We start from the raw sequence: 19,918 nt of genomic DNA, 5'->3' as shown, positions 1-19,918 counted from the left end.
ACATACCTGAGTTAGCGGCATAAAGATTGCTTTTTTAATTATAACATATTGAAATTTTAATATAAAATTAATACAATGGCATTAAAAAAACATTCACTTCGGAGGTGAAGACCGATGCCGACCACTATCAATGTAAAACATGGAAATGAAAACCTTGTCAGTCAAAGCGGATTGCTCCCTGTAGGTGCATTGCTTAAGTCGATTAATTTTGCCCAGCGGTTCAAAAATTTACCGGATGTACATTGTGTTGATCCTAATATTTCTCATGGAGAGATCCTTTCGTCCATGTTGGGACTTATTTGTGTTGGTAAGCCAGACTATATCGCTATTGAAATTTTCAGGCAGGATCCATTTTTCTTTACACAATCTCTGGGAATCAGCAATTGTCCTTCTCAATCAACATTGCGTGAACGCATTGACCTGATCGGGGAATCTGCCAATGAACTTATCAAGGAGGCTTCAGTTGAAATGATTCGAGGCAAAGCACCCGCCATTTCACCGGTTCAGACGAGTGTCGGCAATTATATTCCCTTAGATCTGGACGTTAGCCCTTTTGACAATTCAAAAACGAAAAAAGAGGGAGTTTCCAGGACATACAAAGGCTGTGATGGCTATGCACCAATGTTCGGATATTTAGGAACTGAAGGATACTTAATCAATGTAGAGCTTAGAGAAGGCAGCCAGCATTGTCAAAAAAACACCCCGGAATTCATTCAAGAAATATTAAAATTAACCAGGCAGATTACCCAGGAACCTCTTCTTATCCGTCTTGATTCAGGAAATGACAGTCAGGATAATTTTGAAGTAATAAAAACATGCGAAGGTGTTGATGTCTTGGTTAAGCGCAATTTACGTAAAGAATCTTTGGATGGTTGGCTTATCCTGGCCCAGAATACTGAAAGCGTTAGATTGATTCGCTGTGGACACAAAAGTGTGTGGGTCGGGCAAACAACTGTTGACCCAAAAGGGCGGGCATTGCCACGTCCGATTGTCTTCAAAGTGACTGAACGATATGAAGAAAAAGGGGAGCCCCTGCTTTTTCCCACAATTGAAGTCGAGACCTATTGGGTTACCATCGCCGGGCTGAGCCCCCAAGAGGTCATCAATTTATACCATGATCATGGAACCAGTGAACAATTTCATTCAGAAATCAAAAGTGATCTTGGGTTAGAACGCTTCCCCAGTTGCCGTTTTAGCAGCAACAGCCTGATTCTCCATCTTGCTCTTTTGGCGTATAACATTCTTAGAATCATAGGCCAAATTAGCCTTGAGGAGCAGGATGAGAACAATCTTCCGATCAACCGTAGAAAAAAAGTCTCACGAAGGAGGTTAAGAACAGTTATGCAGGATTTAATGTATATGGCTGGCCGTTTAATATATAGTGGTCGGCGGTGGAGCATTTCATTTGGTAAGATCAACCCGTTTGCCCAATTGGCTGAGAACGTATTGTACCGGTTACGTTGTTCTCCAGGATAAGCACATTATTGGGTAAAAAATCGGGATGGAGAAGTTATGCGCAGAGCGCTAATGGTGAACTGTGCCTATCTGGCGTGATTTGACCATGGGTAATCAAGTATAGTTCAGTAAAAAAATGGATTAGCTAAGATTGCTGGCCAATAAGTCATCAAATATGATCTTGGGTCAGGGTTTGCAGAGGCCAAGCCTCAGCAGATTTTTATGTATCAGAGCGCAAGGGTTGGCTAAGCAAATTTTATGCCGGGAATCCAGGACATATTTATAAACACAATATTTGTCGGTTTTTAACATGGTACTATGGTTATCGATATTTTATTAACATCGTTTTGAACATGTTGGACGGGTGTTGATAAAAGATAAGGAGATCTCTATTATTTTTCACAGACAGAAACGCAGGGATGTGTTAGGGGGGACTCGGAAGAAATAAATTGCGCGCAAAACCTGCTGAATTTATTTCTTCCGAAAAAGTTGGATTTCTTCTTTTTTCTCAATTAAAGTTGATCAAATGAACCCCTTTTATTTTCTGGGTACCACGTTTTGAGGATTCCCTGCCAGATAGCTTTTTATATTTTCAATGGCTATAGACATCAGCCGTTCCCTTGATGCAATCGTTGCCCAGGCAATATGGGGCGTAATGTAACAGTTTTTAGCTGTCAGCAACGGGCAATTCTTGTCCGGCGGTTCTACATCCAGGACATCCATCGCAGCTCCGGCAATACGACCTTCATTTAAAAAATCTGCCAAATCGTTTTCCACAATCAGGGGGCCCCGGGAGGTGTTGATCAAATAGGCCGTTTTTTTCATTTGAGCCAGAGACTCTTTGTTTATCATTCCTTTTGTCTGCGGCGTAAGCGGACAATGCAAAGATATGATATCACTGCTGTGGATCAGGTTATCCAGATCCGAATAGGTGATTCCATCAGGAAGATCAGGGGGAACAGAGCGGTTGTAGATCAGAATGTTCATCCCGAAAGCCAATCCGATCCGTGCCACGGCTTTGCCGATACCGCCATAACCCACAATACCTAAAGTCATGCCTTCCAATTCTACCAAAGGATAATCCCAATAGCAAAAATCCTTAGATGCCGACCATTTTCCGTCCGTTACCGTCTGACTGTGGTGTCCAACCCTGTTTGTCAGTTCCAGAATCAGGGCAAAAACCATTTGCGCTGACGAAGAGCCGGAATAGCCGGGAACGTTGGTAACAGTAATCCCTGTTTTTTTTGTATATTCAAGGTCGACGACATTGACCCCTGTTGCTAAAACCCCGATATACTCAACCTTGTTCATTGCCGCAATGTTTTCAGCCGTCAGCACGGTTTTATTTGTCAACACAATATTGGCGTCAGCTGTTCGTTCCAAAATATCTTGCGGACTTGTCCTGTCGTAAACCTTGAGCTCTCCAATTTCCGAAAATTTTTCCCAGTTGAGGTCGCCCGGGTTTAGTGTATATCCATCAAGAACAACTATTTTCATTTTTTCACCTTCCTTCTTTATTATTATGTCCAAACAAGTTAGGAGATGGGCATCATAAAAAAATTTAAGTCAACGATATTTGGGTATCACATTCACCATCCAAAAATAATAAACTAAAGACAGGGGTTAAATCAATACTGATAGGGTTCTGTAGTCCCTTAACATGCTAAATTTTTGTTGTATACAAAATTTTGAAGTAATTTCTATAACAGTCTTGATTTGCACCTTGTTGAATGCTATTAAAGTTCTGATTTGTTCTTTGAGGTTAAGAATAAATTAATTCAGACCGTTCAAACCTTAGTATTGTTTGTATGTTATGGGTGAACTGCTCATGGCCTGTGAATTCGCCGTATGTGTTTGCAAGATGAAAGGCCTTAAATTCAAAATGGATTATTTGATCGGGCTTTTATCTTAACATAATCGTGTTAGATGTTTTAAACCTAAACTTCAACAGAGGAATAAACATGACTGAAAAAATTAGATGGACAAGAACCGATGAAGCACCCTTATTAGCAACGCATTCTTTGCTTCCCATTGTTAACTCTTACCTTAAAGGATCCGGGATTGAAGTCGAATTAAGAGATATCTCTCTGGCGGGCAGAGTCTTAGCTAACTGGTCTGACCGCCTCAAAGACGATCAGAAAGTGTCTGATGATCTGGCATTTTTGGGCCAGCTTGCCAAAAGCCCTGACGGAAATATTATCAAACTTCCGAATATCAGTGCTTCTGTTCCTCAATTGAAAGGCGCTATCAAAGAGTTACAGGCTGCCGGATATGATGTTCCCGATTATCCTGATGAACCCAAAAATGCCGAAGAAGAAGCCATCAAAACCAAATATTCCAAGAACCTGGGTTCTGCCGTTAACCCCGTATTGAGGGAAGGCAACTCCGATCGTAGAGCTGCTGTAGCGGTTAAAGAATTTGCCAAGAAAAATCCCCACTCCATGGGTGCCTGGTCTCCCGACTCCAAAACCCACGTTGCTTCCATGACCGAAGGTGACTATTACGGAAGTGAAATTTCAACAACTGTTGAAAAAGCATGTACCATTAAGATCGAACTGGCTGGTGCAGACGGATCAACGACTGTTCTCAAAGAAAAACTTGCCCTGCAGGCCGGTGAAATTATTGATGCCTGCGTGATGAGCAAAAAAGCGCTTCGTGCATATATTGCCAAAGAGATCGAGGATTGCAAAAAGCAGGGTATTCTGCTGTCAGCCCATCTTAAAGCAACCATGATGAAAGTGTCCGATCCGATCTTCTTTGGTCATATTGTTTATGTTTATTTCCAGGACGTTTTTGACAAACATGAAGGCGTTTTCAAAGAGATTGGCGTCAATCCCAATATGGGTCTTGGCGATCTCTACGCCAGACTTGAGACCTTGCCTGCAGCCAAAAAAGCTGAAATTGAAGCAGATATCAAGGCCTGCTACGCAAAAAGACCGCCTCTGGCCATGGTTAATTCCGACAAGGGAATCACCAACCTGCACGTTTCCAGTGACGTGATCGTTGATGCTTCCATGCCCGCAATGATCCGTAATTCAGGTAAAATGTGGGGAGCCGATGGAAAGGCTTATGATACCAAAGCCCTGATTCCTGACAGAGCCTATGCCGGTGTTTTCCAGGCAGCCATTGAAGACTGCAAGAAAAACGGCGCTTTCAATCCTCCAACCATGGGTACCGTACAGAACGTTGGTTTGATGGCACAGAAAGCCGAAGAATACGGTTCACATGACAAAACATTTGAAATGAAGGCTGCCGGAACCGTTAAAGCTATTGATGATTCAGGTAAAGTTCTGCTTCAGATCGCTGTTGAAGAAGGCGATGTCTTCAGAATGTGCCAGGTAAAAGATGCTCCGGTTCAAGACTGGATCAAACTGGCCGTTAACCGTGGCAGACTGACCGGTTATCCTGTTGTTTTCTGGCTGGATAAAAACAGAGCTCACGATGCCGAACTGATCAAAAAGGTTGATAAATACCTGCCCAACCATGATACATCCGGTCTGGAAATCAAGGTCATGGCACCGGATGAAGCATGCACCTATTCCTGCGGTCGTGTAAGAAAAACACTGGATACCATTAGTGCCACCGGTAACGTTTTAAGGGATTATCTGACTGACCTGTTCCCGATTCTTGAACTTGGCACCAGTGCCAAACTGCTTTCCATCGTTCCCTTGATGGCAGGTGGCGGCCTTTTTGAAACCGGCGCCGGCGGATCTGCTCCGAAACACATCCAGCAGTTCCTGGAAGAAGGCCATTTAAGATGGGATTCTCTGGGTGAATTCCTGGCATTGGCTGAATCCATTGAATACATTGGCAACAAAGGTAACGCCACAGCTAAACTGTATGCCAAGACTCTGGGCGAAGCCAATACCAAGTTCCTGGCTGAAGGAAAGAACCCCTCTCGTAAAGTCAAAGAAATTGACAACAGAGGCAGCCATTTCTACCTGGCAATGTACTGGGCAGAGGCACTTGCCGCCCAGAACGACGATAAAGCTTTGAAAGCAAGATTTGAAAAAGTTGCTAAGGCAATGCACGAAAACGAGAAGAAAATTGCCGATGAGCTGCTGGGTGCACAGGGTAAACCTGTTGATATCGGTGGTTACTATTTCATTGATTTTGATAAGACCTCTGCTGCCATGAGACCTTCCGCAACTCTGAACAAAATCGTTGATAATGCCTAATTAGCTTATCATCTGACATTCTTAAGCCCGGCCGCTGAAACACATTTCGGTGGCTGGGTTTTTTTATATCCATCCATCAGAACGCACGGCAGGTCTCCTTAATCATGGGATGAATCTGCTTGATGATTGAAAAAACTTTTTCAGGATCCAGGCCCAGAACGTTCAGGGCTGACAGGCCGGATAGTTTTTCTATGATTTCATCGTGGTCCAGTTCAAATTCATCGTCGGTTTCCAGGGAAAGATCGCCTTCTTCAAGTTTAAGGGTATTGTTTTTATCCTGCTTTGAAAAAAAGCCAAATCCCAGTTTTTCGGACAGGGAATCGGCAAGGCTGACTGCAAGCAATTCCTTGTCTGTATCCTCTTCAAACTGTTCCCAGTGATGAATTTCGGCTATTTTTATAATCTGTTTGGAAAAATTCATTTTTTTAAGCAGAACCCCGCCGAAGGTCGTGTGAATTTCGTGAATGACAAACTGCAGATCCTCATCACTGATACAGAGGTCCGGATACATGTCCACAAAGACCTTCATCAAAAGCATTTTGCCAATATCATGGACCAGGGCCATCAGGAAAACGGTTTCCAGGTTATCAATCCCTTTTTCCTCGGCCAGGCGTCTTGCCAGGGTGGCCACAGCAAAGGAGTGAACCCATAATTTGTCCATTTCGGTTTTAAGCGCTTCATTTTCTGAATTAAAAAGATTTTTTGTTGCAAGGGCCGAACATACGCCCAGGGTATGTTGAAGGCCAAGCCTCACCAGTGCACCGTTAAGGCTGTTTACATCGTCCAGGCCTTTGTAAAGGGAAGAGTTGGCAATGGTGATAAGTTTTCCTGATATTACCAGATCCTTTTCCACAATTTTTGCCAGCTCCTCAACAGAGGGGTTTTTGCTGGTCAGCAGTTCCTCAATTTCCTTAACAATGTTCGGGAACACCGGCAGTATGATTTTCCCCGAATAAAACCGTTTGATAATTTCGGCCACTCCGGCGCTGTGGGACATGCCTTCTTTGCCCGTTTTTTCTGTGGTGGCAGACTCAAAGCCCAGCTGGGACAAAATTTGGATCAACTGGACATGGCTGACCGGTTTTGTGAGGTACCCGTTGCACCTGCGTTTGATGCAGGCATTGATTGTTCCCATGTTCATTCGGGCGGTTATCATTAGAATTTTTACCCGGTCTTTTTTGGGAATTTTGTCCTGAAGCTCTTTTTTTCGAATATGTTCAAGAAGTTCCTGGCCACCCATGCCGGGCATGGATACATCAAGGGTTATGATATCAAACGGGTGTTTTTCCGCCTTTGCCTTGTCAAGTTCTTCCAGAGCCTTTTTAGAACTATCCACAGCTACGCAAGTACCCATATGTGTCATTTTTGCGAGCAGAATATTTCTGGATATATCTTCGTCATCCACGATGAGAATTTTCATCTATCCGTCCTTATGGTAAGTTTACCCCAAGGTTGGCGTTTATTACTGGAATATTATCCATGATATCGGTTTAGCCAAGGTCCTGCATGATTACAGCCTGGGATGTGGTCCCGTCCACCAGGATTTTTAGGGGCCTGTCAAACCGGATATGCTTCAGATACCGGGTGGCAGTGGCAGGTTCCAGGTTATAGAGAAAATCATAATCAATAAAATCGTTGCCCGTGTCCTCTACGGTTATATATGAAATGCCAAGGGCGGTGATATTCTGAAAAAAATGGGATCCCTGGGAAAAATCGGCTCTGATGCTTTCAATGGTGGTCTCTACCATCACCCCCACGTTGGAAATATCGTTCCATGCCACGGGAATGCCCAGCCACGGGTCCGAAGACCCCCAGCGTCCTGGTCCGATGAGCACATATTTTGTTCCGGTATCATTGAACATGGCATTGATTTTATTAATTTCCTCTGCCATCAGAGGCGTTTTATTCGCTTCAAAGGTTTTGGGATCCACATACACGATATCCCGGATATCCTTATATTCCCCATTGCCAAGGGAATGGGTGGAATGGCACAATGCCTTTTTAATCTCTTTTTTCGTAATTGTTACCCCAAGTTTCTGCTTATATTGGGACATGGGCCGGATCTGCAGCAGGGAGAAGCGCGGCCTTGACCGGACACCTTCAACGGGCAGGTCCACGGCAAACTCCACTTCAACGGATGTGCCCATCCAACGGACGCCTAAAGCAGTGACTTCGGACAGGATTTCTGCCAGGGGAAAGGCGTTGTACTTCAGGATATTAGCAAAAGTGAGCACAGGAAATTCTTTGTCTGAAAAGTGGTCCCGGATGCGGTTATCCTGCATATTAAAGGAGGAGCAAAGCATCCGAACGGCCGGATGGTCCTTGGCATCGGTAATGTATAGTTTGGTCAGACAGGGATCTTCACCAATGCCGAAAAATTTTTCATGGATCGGGAATTCATCCATTTTCAGGGCGTAAAAATATTTCTGTGAGTTTTTCAGAATATCATCAATCATGGAAAACTGGGGCAGAAATTGTGGATACTTCGGGCAGAGCCGAAGGGTTTTCCCGCCGTCCATAACAATTTTTCCAAGCCCCAGCGCAATGTACGAAATGCCATCTTCGGCTTTGAGATGGGCAATGGGATAGAAATTATAGGAGAGGGCAACCCCTGAGATAGACGGGTAAAAATAGTTTTTGTGCCGGGTGCCGGTGATTTGCTGAAGCACCACGGCCATCTCTTCGTCCTGGATTCTGTGCATGGTGGACTGGGTATAGGATCTCGGGGCTTTCAGATATGTTGAGGCATATACCAGCTTTACGGCCGTGATCAGTCGCTCAAGCCGGTTTTCAGTGCTTGTATCGGTATTCGGCAGCATATAGGTTTTATAAAGTCCGGCATAGGGCTGGTAATGAGCGTCCTCAAACAGGGACGAAGATCTGACGGCAATGGGGTAATGTACATTTTGAATATACGCCTTTAATCTCATTTTCAGCGGGCGGGGCACTTCTGCTTTAAGAAAGTGTTCTATTACTTGGGCGTCATCGGGCATTTTGTCCTGTTCGATAAGCCGGAAGAGCTTGTTTTCCTCCACAAACATATTGAATCCGTCCGTGGCAATGACAAAGGTCTGGGGGATGGTAATGTCAATTTCCGGGAATTTTTGGCTCAAAGAGGGGTCTATGCCCAGTTGATGGGACATGAACGCAAGTCCTCTTGCCTTGCCGCCCAAGGATCCTGTTCCTATTTTCATGAAATCCGTGTCCGAGTCAAATTTTTCAGGGTCAAATTCAATGACAAGCCCCTGGCGCGAGTCTTTCCGTCGGGCACGGATGCGCTCTATGAGAAACCGCTTAATTTCTGATGCGTCGGTAAAATCGTCAATGGTATACGGTTTAAGGCTTAGAGCAAAATCGACTTCATTGCGGGCAAGCAGCCATCGGGAAAAATCATTATGCCTGGCATGATGGAGGATGGATGCATCGGGGAGATCCGGCAGCAGTTTTTCGACCTCTCTTAAATTGGAAGCCCGGGCGATTTCACTGTTGTCCGGCATACGGAACACAAAGGCCCCGAATCCCAGATGTGTGACAAAAAAGCTTTTGATCTGGTCATGGAGGTTATTTGAATTTTTATTGATAAACTGAGCGGGTATGGTTGCTGCAATCTCCCGGTTTTTTTCCTCCGTACTCAGGATCAGGAGGGGCAGATCCGGGATTTCCGATTTGATCCGGGTTAAAAGTTTGCAGCCGGCATAAGGATCTTCCTGGCCGTTAATGACGTAGCGCATATCCGTGAAAACGCTGAGCACATAGGGTTTGTACAGCTCAAAAAGGGTCATGGCCTGGTCATAGTCGTGGGCCACAAGGATTTTGGGCCGGCCCCTCCTTTTTAAAATCCTTTGCTCTTCATTAATGGAATCCTCCATGACTGACTGGGTCTGGATCACAATGTGTTTGTACAGAACCGGCAGTAAAGAAGAGTAATGATAGGGACCAAGGATTTAATAATTTCCGAATATGATCTCATGTATCTCCTCTACTGTCTTAGTAGTTATGCAAAAAAACAGCACTTCAAATTTTTGGAATGTTTAAAAAATATACAGATAGTGGTTGTGGACAGACTATAAATTCAGTATTCATATTCGATTATGACGATACAAACTTACTCTCCAGAGATAGAAGCGCAAATGCGTGATTTTTATAATAGCCTATCAGAAAAAGATCGGCGTCGTTATGCTGCCATTGAAACCTCAAAATTAGGACATGGCGGTGCGAGCTATATGCGTAGGCTTTTCGGTTGTGATGATCGCACCATTCGTCGGGGGCAACAGGAGTTGGGGGCGAGTATATCCGGTGAAGCCCAACGCATTCGGAAGATAGGTGGAGGACGCAAATCACTCTTGGCAACGACTCAAGGATTGGATGATGCATTTTTAGAAGTAATAAAAAACCATACCGCTGGTTCTCCAATGGATGAGACTATAAAATGGACCAATCTATCTCGTCCTGCCATCGCTGAAAAACTTAAAGAACACAATTTTCCAGTGAGTGTTACCGTGGTTGATCAATTACTGGAAAAGCATCATTTCCATTCCCGCCAAGCATTTAAATCAGAGGCAGGCAAAAAAAACATTCCCCAACGAGATGAACAATTTAAAAATATTCAGCGACTTAATCAAAAATATCATGAAGAGGGCCATCCCGTGTTAAGTATGGATGTAAAAAAAAAGAATTGATTGGGAATTTTTTTCGTTCAGGAAAGCTTTATACACAAGAACCTATTCGTGTAAATGATCACGATTTTGTCTCAAATTCAGACGGCAAAGTGGCCCCTCATGGACTATATGACATCTATCGGAATATTGGTTATGTCACTTTGACCACAAGCCATGATACTTCTGAATTTGCCTGCGAGTGTATTCGGCGGTGGTGGTTAACTTACGGAAAATATGATTATTCCGGATCTAATTCGTTATTGTTACTTTGTGATTGTGGGGGAAGCAATAATGCTCGTTATTATATTTTCAAAGAAGATTTGCAAAAATTGTCGGATGAATTAAAAATCAAAATTCGTATTGCTCATTTTCCACCGTACACATCAAAGTATAACCCCATTGAACATCGATTGTTCCCGCATATCACAAGGGCATGTAAAGGTGTTATTTTTAAGAGTATCGAAATCGTTAATGATTTCGTAGCAAAAACAAAAACATCTACGGGGTTGAAGGTTTTTACGTCTATCCTTGATAAAAATTTTAAAACTGGTCGTAAAGTAGCGGACGATTTTAAAAAAAATATGAGAATTCAGTTTGATGAATATTTACCGCAATGGAACTATGTTGCTCTTCCTACGGCAATTAGCATTTAGGATGTTATTAAATCCGCATTCCTAGGGGGAATTCTCTACCATTATAATGACCCTGACCTTTCCATTTTGTGTGTCAAAGGCCACATTTTTTTCATCTTCAAAATTTTTTATGATGGCCACCAGCAGGTCGGCCTTTCCTCCCCATATATAGGTCCGGTAAATAGGGGATTCCGGGTCTGTATCCGCATACCGATTAATATCGCAGGTGTTGTGAAAGAGCAGGCAAAAGGGGATCTGTGAATATTGCTCCTTCACCTGTCTGCCAAAGGTGTATACATCCATCCCGGCCAGTCCGGGCATGGCAAGAACCAGGTCAAAAGGTTTGCTTTCAAGTTGTTCAAAGGCTTCCTTGACTGAGAAGGCAAAGGTCAGTTTCGGGGGTTTGGACAGATTCAGCCCCTTATATTGATTGATAATCCGGTTTGAAAGCCGGCCCTCTTCTTCCATAATAAACGCATCATAGGGGCTGGATACCAGAAGGATATCGGCCACCTTATAGGCCATGAGTTCATGATATATTTTTATGGAAGGTGCATCAGCGCCTGTTTCGTCTGTTTTCATGACTTTTTCCCGAGCCGCTTAATCCATGTCCATGCGATTTTCACTTTCAGAAATTGCTTTTTTTAAGATCAGTATAACTGGTATTTTACTATCTTTCCATCCAACCCCCCGATTTCCAGATTTTTTTTCCATGAAGGGGCCAAGGGCACATGTTTGATAAAGCCCGGGTCGCCAAAATAGACATAGGCAGTACAGCTTTTGCACTGTTCCTTTAAAAATTGGCCAAGGTCGTTGTAAAACAATTTCATGTTCTGATCCTTGCCCATGCGGATCCCGTAAGGGGGATTGGTTACAATGAGCGCGTTTTCCACCCGGTTAAGCTGTCTGAAATCTGCCAGCTCCACGTCAATCTGGGCGCCATAGTGAAGTCCCATCAGGTTGGTTCTTGTGGCTTCAACGGCAAGGTCGGAAATATCGCTGCCCCGGATAAGTCCCCTGGGAAGTGGCCGGATGGCTTTGTCTGCCGCCGCTTTAACCGCTTCCCATTCGCGGACATTAAAATCAGGCAGGCGCTCAAATCCGAACTGTTCACGAAAAATCTGGGCCGGAATCCGGCTGTAATGCATTAGGGCTTCACACAGAAGGGTTCCGGATCCGCACATGGGATCCAACAACGGTTCTTCTCCATTCCATCCGCTTAAGGCAATAATGGCTGCGGCCACGGTTTCCTGCATCGGGGCAGAAACCCTGGCTTCCCTGTATCCGCGTTTGTGCAAAGGCCCTGAACCTGCGTCAATGGAAATGGCGGCCCGATCTTTATGGATATGGACATTGATCATGATCCAAGGCGATTCGGTATTTACTGAAGGCCTGTGGTTGGTCCTGTCCCTGAAATAATCGGCAATGGCGTCCTTGACCCTCAATCCGGCAAAATTGGAATGGTTGATCTGTGACTCGGATACGTTGGAGGCAATGGAAAAGGTTTTTTGGGGTGTTAAAAACTCTTCCCATCGGATTGTTCTGGCCCCCTTGTACAAGGCATCCTTGTCCTTGCATTGAAACTCGACCAGGGGGACAAGCATCCGTGACGCCAGGCGGGAAAGGTAGACTATTTTATAAAATGTGGATTGATCCGCCTCAAACCAGATGCCCCGAAACACCGGTTGTGTATTTTTTCCACCAAGATCCCGGATCTCTTTTAAAGCCAGATCTTTGACGCTTTCCGCCACCTGGGCAAAATAGCGGGATTCCCGCTCGTAAATATATTCAAGTTTTGCCAGTTTCCGGGTTCTGCCCTGTCCCTTCTGGAGAATAGCCTTTTTGGGTATGTTCAACTTAGGTTCCTTTGTCTACTAAATTTCAATTTACAATTTTATATCAGATTCTTTTACTATCCGGCAAGATCGATAAATCCTTGGATATAATCGGTTGTACTCTCCTGGTCCCGGATTCCCATGCTTATCTCTTTTCAGATGTCGCCCGGACGATGGAAATAGTTTTTAATCCAAGCCTTTTTTGACTCTTTTTCCGCGTCAATTAATGATTCCCCAAACCTTTATTGACAGGTCATTCCGCGTCAAAATAAAAAAAATAGATTGATAAGCGTTTCCTAAAATATAGATTGACAAGCGTTTCCTATTTTATTAAATTTTTAATTTTTTCATGGAATTTTAATTTTTTCATAGAATTTCATAGAAAAAAATAATTAGGGACGGTTCTCCAAACCATTGATTGATTTAAAATACGCCATAACGGACGTAGTAAGGCAGTGGAAGGAACTCTTACCGATTTTGGATTGAAGAATCTGTTGCGGATACTGCAAACAGATTGAAGGAGCGTTATTATCTAAAACAAGGATATGTAAAATGGATGTTATGGGAAAAAAAATCAAGCGTCTCTTGATTGCCAACCGCAGTGAGATAGCGATTCGTGTGACACGTGCGGCACATGAGCTTGGACTGGAAACTATTGCTATCTACTCCCAGGAGGACCGATTTGCACTTCATCGGTTTAAAACCGGTGAAAGTTATTTGATCGGAGAAGGAAAAGGCCCTATTGAAGCCTATCTGGATATTGAAGGGATTGTTCGGCTTGCCAAGGAAAAAAATGTAGATGCCATCCACCCCGGATACGGATTTCTCGCAGAAAAGCCGGAATTTGCTGAGGCGTGTGCTGAAGCCGGCATTATATTTGTCGGGCCCTCTCCGGATGTTATGCGCAAACTGGGGAATAAGGTTTCTGCCCGCAAGGTGGCTATAGAGGCGGGAGCCCCTGTTGTTCCGGCAAGTGGTCCATTACCTTATGATGATAAAAAAGTCATTGAAATCGCTGAAGAGATTGGCTATCCGATTATGTTGAAAGCCAGCTGGGGCGGTGGCGGCAGAGGCATGCGGGCTGTGGAAAGCACAAAGGAGCTTTTGACCCAGGTTGATGCCGCCCGCAAGGAATCCAGCGCTGCGTTCGGAAGTGATGAAGTTTATTTTGAAAAACTTGTCAAAAGAGCCAGACACCTTGAGGTCCAGATTTTGGGGGACTCCCAAGGCAATATCATTCATCTATACGAACGGGACTGCTCTGTTCAAAGAAGAAATCAAAAGGTTGTTGAAAGGGCGCCATCCACGTTTCTTTCAGAGGAAAAGCGCCAGGAGTTGTGTAATGCAGGCCTGGCCATTGCCAAAACAGTAGGATATGAAAGTGCCGGAACCGTTGAGTTCCTCATGGATATGGAAAAAGAAAAGTTCTACTTCATGGAAGTCAATCCAAGAATACAGGTAGAACATACGGTAACAGAGGAAGTAACCGGAATTGACATTGTCAAGGCGCAATTAAGAATTGCCCAGGGAATGGTGATCGGGACTCCTGAAAGCCTTATTCCTACCCAGGAGAATGTGAGACTAAGCGGCCATGCCATTCAATGCCGTATTACCACGGAAGATCCTGAAAATAACTTTATTCCAGATTACGGAAGAATTACAGGCTATCGGACAGCAGCAGGATTCGGCATTCGTCTGGATGCCGGAACCGCTTATTCCGGGGCAATCGTTACCCGCTATTTTGATTCCCTTTTGACAAAAATAACCGCGTGGGGCGCAAATGCCGAAGAAGCACGTTTGAAAATGAATCGGGCTCTGACGGAATTCAGGATTCTGGGCGTTGCCACAAACCTGCAGTTTCTACAAGGTCTGGTTAATCATCCAACCTTCATAAATGCCGAATATACCACTAAGTTCATTGATGAAACCAAAGAGCTCTTCACGTTTACCAAAAGACGGGACCGGGCAACCAGACTTCTTTCATTCCTTGGAGAAGTCATTGTTAACGGAAATGAGGACGTCAAAAATCGACCCGTTCCGGCATTACACGTGCATCAGCCAGCCATACCCAAATATTCTGCACAGCAGGCCCAGCCGGGACTCAAACAATTACTGGACAAAGAAGGACCCCAGGCCGTCGCACACTGGATGAAAGCGCAGAAAAAATTGCTGATTACGGATAAGAGTATGCGTGATGCCCATCAGTCCCTTCTTGCCACCAGGGTGAGAAGTTTTGATCTTCTGAATATTGCACCAACCTATGCAGCGCTTTTGCCTGACCTGTTTTCAGTAGAGTGCTGGGGCGGCGCAACCTTTGATGTTGCCATGCGGTTTTCCAAAGAGTGTCCCTGGGAACGGCTTCAGAAATTGCGTGCGGCCATGCCGAACCTTTTGACGCAGATGCTGCTCAGAGCCTCCAATGGTGTGGGATATACCAATTATCCGGACAATGTTATCAAGTACTTTGTCAAACAGGCTGCTGAAAACGGAATGGACCTTTTCCGTGTTTTTGATTCCCTGAACTGGGTCGAAAATATGAGATTGGCCATGGATTCGGTTCTGGAAAACAATAAAATTTGTGAAGCTGCCATATGTTATACAGGTGATATTCTGGATCCCAAAAGGACCAAATACAGCCTGAAATACTATGTTGATATGGCAAAAGAGCTCGAAAAAGCCGGTGCCCATATTTTGGCGATTAAGGATATGGCAGGATTGTTAAAGCCGGCTGCGGCAAAGGTGCTGATTGAAGCCTTAAAGAATGAAATTGGTCTGCCCATTCACCTTCACAGCCATGATACCAGCGGCATTGCCGCAGCAACACTGCTGTCGGCAGCAGACGCAGGCGTTGATGCCATTGATGCGGCAATGGATGCCATGAGCGGGTTGACCTCGCACCCCAATTTAGGTTCCATTGTGGCCGCACTTAAAAATACCCCGCGTGATACCGGTATGAATTCGGAATCACTGGCAATTATTTCCAACTACTGGGAAAAAGTAAGGCAGATGTATGTTGGTTTTGAAAGTGAATTTCACAGCGGCACCTCTGAAGTTTATCTGCATGAAATGCCGGGCGGACAATATACCAATCTGCGCCAGCAGGCCAGGGCACTGGGCATTGAAGAAAGATGGCCTGAAGTGGCAAAGGTGTATAGAGATGTAAATGAGATGTTCGGTGATATTGTAAAAGTCACGCCAAGCTCCAAAGTGGTTGGCGATATGGCTTTGTCCATGATTACCAGCGGTCTGACCAAAGAAGATGTTTTGAATCCGGAAAAAGAAGTGTCGTTCCCGGAATCCGTCGTTAGCTTCTTTAAAGGAATGATGGGACAACCTCCGGGAGGATTTCCCAAAGAGTTGCAGAAAAAGATATTGAAAGGTGAAGAACCCATTACGGTTCGTCCAGGACAACTGCTTGAGCCTGTTGACATGGACTCAACGCGTGCGGAAGCAGAAAAACTGGCAGAAAGGAAAATTTCAGACTGCGAACTTGCTTCCTATTTAATGTATCCGGATGTATTCATTGATTACGCCAAACATCGCAGGACCTATGGAAATGTGAGTGTGCTTCCAACGCTTAATTTTTTCTATGGAATGAAACGGGAAGAAGAACTTTCTGTTGATCTCGCGTCCGGAAAAACCCTTATTGTTCGTCTCATGGCCAAGGGGAAGGCAGATGAAGAAGGAAAAAGAGAGGTCTTTTTCGAACTGAATGGTCAATCCCGGATTGTTAAAGTACCTGACCGCTCGAAAGCGCCGGAAAGAGCACCACGGGAAAAGGCCAACCCGGCTGTTCTTGGTGAAATTGGTTCACCAATGCCGGGTCTGATCTCTGCCGTTTGCGTTACTGAAAACCAGAAGATCGAACGAGGGGATGTTCTTGCTACCATTGAAGCAATGAAAATGCAAACCAATGTGCTCTCTGATGTCTCCGGTATTGTTCAAAGAATCGTCACATCCGTTGGAACACAGGTTGATGCAAAAGATCTCCTGATTGTTATTAAGCAGGTAGAAGATTAATTCAGTTTTTTTGACTTAGTATAAAAAAGGCCGATGCACCCAATAGGTGAATCGGCCTTTTTTCTAAAAACAAGGTAATAATCCTTCGGCATAATATCACCTCCTTATAAAAATCCTCAATTGAACAATATCAAGATTCATATTTGAATTGATCACTATATGATCAAATATGGTAATAAAAATTATATTGACATGAAAAAAAACAGAATTAAATTAAGCAAAAATAGAGATGATTTTGTGGGAGCAAAGGTATCAGGGGATAGGATGGACAAACCTTAAAACTTTCATAAAGACGTCGATTCTACCAGCCCGAACGCTCCATCAGTATTCTAAAATAAAAACTATTTAAAGGAGGAATAATTATGTTTACAAGAATCAGTGATCTTGACAGATTGTTCGGGAGCATGAACCTTCTTCAAAAAAGACTGGATAATCTTTACGGCGACTATGAAAAATCATCCGGTTACAGATGGGGATTTGAACAAACTGCTCCCCGGACCAACCTCTATGAAAATGGAGACAATTTTGAAATAAGGGCGGAAGTGACGGGACTTAAAAAAGACGACTTGAATGTAAAAATTCAGGGGAACTATCTTGAAATCAGCGGGCAAAGGAAATCCGATGCACCTGAAAATTATAAAATCCATAGAACGGAACGGGGTATCGGGTCTTTTTCCAGAAGTTTTACATTACCGGCAGATGTTGATTCCACCAAAGTTGAGGCCACATTGAAAGACGGTGTGTTGTACCTTATCCTTCCCAAGCATGAGGCGGCAAAACCCAAAAAAATCAGCATCATCTAAATCGTCAATGAAAAGTTTATCCAAAGGAGGATTGTCATGGATAGGAGCCAGGAGATAGCTAAACAGGAAGAAAAAAATATTGAAAAAACCAAAGAATTATATGAAGCAACCCCTGCCGTTGATATTTATGAAAATGAGGATGAAATACTTATCTACGCCGACATGCCCGGGGTTGTAAAAGACGATATATCTGTTGATATAGACAACGGCACCTTATCAATATCCGGTGTCAGGAAATTGCCTGTAACCGGTCCGGTCACCTACGAAGAGTTCTCAAATGCTCAATATGTAAGAAATTTTTCTGTCCCCCAGACAATTGATGTTGAAAAAGTTGAGGCTGAACTGAAAAACGGTGTATTACGGCTGCATCTGCCAAAGTCTGAGGCAGCCAAACCCAGACAGATTGAGATAAAAAGCGCATAATACCCCCAAATTAACCCGGAGTGTTTATGCCCGTTAAAATCTAGAAAATAACTAATTCGGGAAGCTTCCTCCGGGTGGCTTCCCATCTCTATCCGCTATATTTACCATTTTAGGGACTTGGCCGATCTCAACTTACCGTTAATGGTCGAATGGTAATATCCCACTGAGGAAGCTGGTTATCATTTTGGTACCTTTAAGTTAAAATAAAAAGGCTCATGTCGCGTTTTGGGGTCTTACTTAATCAGCACCTCAATAAGTGAGTGAAGCAGGGATTTCCCTCGTTTACCAACATTATGAACGAACTCGAAAAATCCGAGGTAAAAAGGAAGTTTCTCCTGTGAGATACCCCGATGTGGGCGAATCCAACTTCGGAGTAATGACCAGAAGCCTTCCATTGTATTCACATGGACTTCATAAAACCCATCTCCATCATCATCTCTGGCATATTCACCGGCTTCATGATTCACACTTTCATGGTCATAACCCCATTCATTCAACCGGTTATAAATGGCATACTCATCGGTGTAGACCAATGTTTCTGGCTGTATAGTGGCCTTTATCAAAGGCTCAATGGTGGCCTGCCGGACATTGGGGAGCATTTGAATCACAACCTGCCCACACCGCTGTATTATCCCGAAAATAGGTGGTTTCTCTTTTTCCAGCGTACCACGCCCTCTATCACCCTTTAATCGGTTACGGCGACCATCCCGGCCTTTTTTTGATACAGCTTCGGGGTTGCCTTTGTGCCCTGCAACGATATACACCTCATCGCACTCAACCTCATCCTGAAGGGTTATCCAAGGCTTTTTTTTACCACGCCTTCGCGTAGCTGAGCAGTCATATTGTGAACATCTCCACGATTAAGGTCCAACTCTTTGGAAATCTGGTTGTTTGACAAATTTAACTCCATGAAATAAAGGCACAATATCCACACTTTAAGGGGTTGGTGATGTCCGGCAAAAATGGTCCCGGTGAGATCATCGAAGCGTTTTCCGCACTCTTTGCATTCATAGCGCTGTTTGGCAGATTCCCTATCATCGTAACCTTTTTTGATTGTGTTTATGGAATCACAAAACGGACACTCACGTATTTCTGGCCAACGCAGCTCACGAACGGTTTCATAGCATTGCACATCATCTATCAGGGTCTTGATATTTACCTTCATCGGCTCCAATCCAAGTGTAACCAGTTAATAGCAAAGCGAATATCTACCATCATAACAGTCCGTAATGCAAGTCAATTCTTGCTTTTTTGTTACCAAATTTCAAAAGACCCCAAAACACGACATGAGCCATTTTTTTTATGCCGGGCATCATCTGATCAGAATATAAAACTTGATTATATCAATAACGGCCAGACCCCTCGACGGGTACGGGACCCTTAAACTTGCAAACGTTTATAATGATCCAAGCTTTGTCCGGGAAGTGCTCAGCTATGAAATCGCCAGGAAATACATGCCGTCATTCCCAGGTTGAGGATGTGCTGGATGTGGATCGCCTTTTGTGGATGCTGGCGTTTGATATTCTGACAGTTAATCTTTAATCTTTAATCTGGATTCGCCGGTCAACGTCGCCCATAACTTTTATCTGTACCAGGATGGGGCATTCCGTTTTAGACGTTCCAGGTTCGCTTCCGGATTTTTCCCCTTTGATGTGCATTGGAATGATCTTTCTCATGATGACGGTGAGCCAAGCTATCCTGATCCACGGGATCAACCAACAAGGGGGATCACCTTAAATGAAAAAATGAAAAAGTAAAAATTTGACATTTCTAAGGGTTTACCTGATTGACAAACTCGTTTTTAGGCGATATTGGGTTACTTGTTCTGATACATCTACGAGACGACAAAGCCAAACCTGCCGAAAGACAGGCACGGAAAGGCGCGGTTCCATTGATTATAACTGGGTTGCCATT

10 protein-coding genes, 2 pseudogenes and 1 riboswitch are annotated in these 19,918 nt (G+C 44.0%); of the genes and pseudogenes, 6 read left to right on the top strand and 6 right to left on the bottom strand.

What is annotated here, in order from left to right; translation table 11 throughout:
• Nucleotides 1–114 precede the first annotated feature (114 nt).
• Nucleotides 115–1,476 carry an IS1380 family transposase gene (locus tag DESPODRAFT_RS01565; protein WP_004070609.1) on the top strand — a complete coding sequence of 454 codons (1,362 nt, stop codon included), beginning with the start codon at nucleotides 115–117 and terminating at the stop codon, nucleotides 1,474–1,476.
• 516 nt (nucleotides 1,477–1,992) lie between these two features.
• Here the strand turns inward: DESPODRAFT_RS01565 and DESPODRAFT_RS01560 are convergent.
• Nucleotides 1,993–2,952 carry a D-2-hydroxyacid dehydrogenase gene (locus DESPODRAFT_RS01560; protein WP_004070805.1) on the bottom strand — a complete coding sequence of 320 codons (960 nt, stop codon included), beginning with the start codon at nucleotides 2,950–2,952 and terminating at the stop codon, nucleotides 1,993–1,995.
• 464 nt (nucleotides 2,953–3,416) lie between these two features.
• Here DESPODRAFT_RS01560 and DESPODRAFT_RS01555 point away from each other — a divergent pair, with 464 nt between their 5' ends.
• Nucleotides 3,417–5,633: an NADP-dependent isocitrate dehydrogenase gene (locus DESPODRAFT_RS01555; protein WP_004070803.1), complete on the top strand. Its 2,217-nt coding sequence runs from the start codon at nucleotides 3,417–3,419 to the stop codon at nucleotides 5,631–5,633.
• Nucleotides 5,634–5,709: 76 nt separating this feature from the next.
• On the opposite strand, the gene DESPODRAFT_RS01550 is transcribed toward DESPODRAFT_RS01555, so the two are convergent.
• Both DESPODRAFT_RS01550 and DESPODRAFT_RS01545 read right to left on the bottom strand, forming a co-directional pair.
• Nucleotides 5,710–7,053 (bottom strand): HDOD domain-containing protein, encoded by a 1,344-nt coding sequence (locus DESPODRAFT_RS01550; protein WP_004070800.1) that lies wholly within the window; start codon nucleotides 7,051–7,053, stop codon nucleotides 5,710–5,712.
• Between the two features lie 70 nt (nucleotides 7,054–7,123).
• Complete coding sequence (locus DESPODRAFT_RS01545) at nucleotides 7,124–9,523, bottom strand: PEP/pyruvate-binding domain-containing protein (protein WP_245531986.1); 2,400 nt, start codon at nucleotides 9,521–9,523, stop codon at nucleotides 7,124–7,126.
• Nucleotides 9,524–9,724: 201 nt separating this feature from the next.
• Between DESPODRAFT_RS01545 and DESPODRAFT_RS21655 the strand changes: the two are divergent.
• Nucleotides 9,725–10,944: pseudogene (locus DESPODRAFT_RS21655) on the top strand (ISAzo13 family transposase).
• Between the two features lie 21 nt (nucleotides 10,945–10,965).
• Here the strand turns inward: DESPODRAFT_RS21655 and DESPODRAFT_RS01535 are convergent.
• On the bottom strand, nucleotides 10,966–11,505 hold the full coding sequence (locus DESPODRAFT_RS01535) for a hypothetical protein (RefSeq protein ID WP_040015794.1): 540 nt from the start codon (nucleotides 11,503–11,505) through the stop codon (nucleotides 10,966–10,968).
• 68 nt (nucleotides 11,506–11,573) lie between these two features.
• Nucleotides 11,574–12,779, bottom strand: coding sequence for a THUMP domain-containing class I SAM-dependent RNA methyltransferase (locus DESPODRAFT_RS01530; RefSeq protein WP_004070796.1), 1,206 nt, complete (start codon nucleotides 12,777–12,779; stop codon nucleotides 11,574–11,576).
• Between the two features lie 531 nt (nucleotides 12,780–13,310).
• Between DESPODRAFT_RS01530 and DESPODRAFT_RS01525 the strand changes: the two genes are divergently transcribed.
• The 3 genes from DESPODRAFT_RS01525 to DESPODRAFT_RS01515 all read left to right on the top strand — a co-directional run bounded on the left by DESPODRAFT_RS01525 (nucleotide 13,311) and on the right by DESPODRAFT_RS01515 (nucleotide 18,004).
• Entirely contained in the window at nucleotides 13,311–16,778 is a 3,468-nt protein-coding gene (locus DESPODRAFT_RS01525; protein WP_004070795.1) for a pyruvate carboxylase, read from the top strand.
• Nucleotides 16,779–17,140: 362 nt separating this feature from the next.
• The gene (locus DESPODRAFT_RS01520) at nucleotides 17,141–17,581 is read left to right on the top strand and encodes an Hsp20/alpha crystallin family protein (protein WP_004070793.1); all 441 of its coding nucleotides are present in this window, start codon (nucleotides 17,141–17,143) and stop codon (nucleotides 17,579–17,581) included.
• A 36-nt stretch (nucleotides 17,582–17,617) separates the two neighbouring features.
• Nucleotides 17,618–18,004 (top strand): Hsp20/alpha crystallin family protein, encoded by a 387-nt coding sequence (locus tag DESPODRAFT_RS01515; RefSeq protein WP_004070791.1) that lies wholly within the window; start codon nucleotides 17,618–17,620, stop codon nucleotides 18,002–18,004.
• Between the two features lie 233 nt (nucleotides 18,005–18,237).
• On the opposite strand, the pseudogene DESPODRAFT_RS21960 reads toward DESPODRAFT_RS01515, so the two are convergent.
• Nucleotides 18,238–19,178, bottom strand: a pseudogene (locus tag DESPODRAFT_RS21960) (IS1595 family transposase).
• A 665-nt stretch (nucleotides 19,179–19,843) separates the two neighbouring features.
• Nucleotides 19,844–19,918, top strand: a riboswitch (cyclic di-GMP riboswitch).

The organism is Desulfobacter postgatei 2ac9 (genome assembly GCF_000233695.2).
Taxonomy (GTDB): Bacteria; Desulfobacterota; Desulfobacteria; order Desulfobacterales; family Desulfobacteraceae; genus Desulfobacter; species Desulfobacter postgatei.
Note: the sequence above shows the minus strand (reverse complement) of the source record. Positions and strands in the feature narration are given on the sequence as shown.

Bases quoted from the DNA above. Each gene is read 5' to 3' on its own strand.
- DESPODRAFT_RS01565 (WP_004070609.1), top strand. From the start codon at position 115: ATGCCGACCACTATCAATGTAAAACATGGAAATGAAAACCTTGTCAGT.
- DESPODRAFT_RS01560 (WP_004070805.1), bottom strand. From the start codon at position 2,952: ATGAAAATAGTTGTTCTTGATGGATATACACTAAACCCGGGCGACCTC.
- DESPODRAFT_RS01555 (WP_004070803.1), top strand. From the start codon at position 3,417: ATGACTGAAAAAATTAGATGGACAAGAACCGATGAAGCACCCTTATTA.
- DESPODRAFT_RS01550 (WP_004070800.1), bottom strand. From the start codon at position 7,053: ATGAAAATTCTCATCGTGGATGACGAAGATATATCCAGAAATATTCTG.
- DESPODRAFT_RS01535 (WP_040015794.1), bottom strand. From the start codon at position 11,505: ATGAAAACAGACGAAACAGGCGCTGATGCACCTTCCATAAAAATATAT.
- DESPODRAFT_RS01525 (WP_004070795.1), top strand. From the start codon at position 13,311: ATGGATGTTATGGGAAAAAAAATCAAGCGTCTCTTGATTGCCAACCGC.
- DESPODRAFT_RS01520 (WP_004070793.1), top strand. From the start codon at position 17,141: ATGTTTACAAGAATCAGTGATCTTGACAGATTGTTCGGGAGCATGAAC.
- DESPODRAFT_RS01515 (WP_004070791.1), top strand. From the start codon at position 17,618: ATGGATAGGAGCCAGGAGATAGCTAAACAGGAAGAAAAAAATATTGAA.